This is a genomic window from Stenotrophomonas maltophilia group sp. Smal12 (genome assembly GCF_037079935.1).
Lineage (GTDB): Bacteria > Pseudomonadota > Gammaproteobacteria > Xanthomonadales > Xanthomonadaceae > Stenotrophomonas > Stenotrophomonas sepilia.
In genome coordinates this window covers 1-546 of sequence record NZ_JBAWUK010000125.1, presented here as the reverse complement: position 1 = coordinate 546, position 546 = coordinate 1, and the positions used below count along the sequence as shown (strand labels likewise).

Annotated in this window: 1 protein-coding gene; it reads right to left on the bottom strand. The window is 54.8% G+C overall.

What is annotated here, in order from left to right; genetic code table 11:
- A partial coding sequence (locus WDC87_RS21900; RefSeq protein WP_336331339.1) for a helicase-related protein occupies positions 1-546 on the bottom strand: 546 nt, incomplete at both ends.

Genomic DNA, 546 nt, shown 5'->3' with positions numbered 1-546 from the left:
TAATCAGATCGTTGTATACGCTATCGTAAATAGTGCGTCCGGTCGGGCAGGTGTGCTCAAATGCATCCAGACCTTCGTGATACCAGCGCACCAGCACCGACTGAGCGGTTTTCTCCAGATAAGGCACATGGATCTGAATATCGTGCGCCTGGCCGATACGATCCAGACGACCAATACGCTGCTCCAGTAGATCCGGGTTGAATGGCAGGTCAAACATCACCATGTGGCTGGCGAACTGGAAGTTACGTCCTTCAGAACCGATTTCTGAGCACAGCAGTACCTGTGCGCCGGTGTCTTCTTCGGCAAACCAGGCGGCAGCGCGGTCACGTTCGATAATCGACATACCTTCGTGGAACACCGCAGCGCGAATACCTTCACGTTCGCGCAGTACCTGCTCCAGTTGCAGCGCAGTGGCAGCTTTGGCGCAGATCACCAGCACTTTCTGAGAGCGATGGCTGGTCAGGTAGCCCATCAGCCACTCAACGCGCGGATCGAAGTTCCACCAGGTGGCGTTATCACCTTCAAATTCCTGATAAATACGCTCCG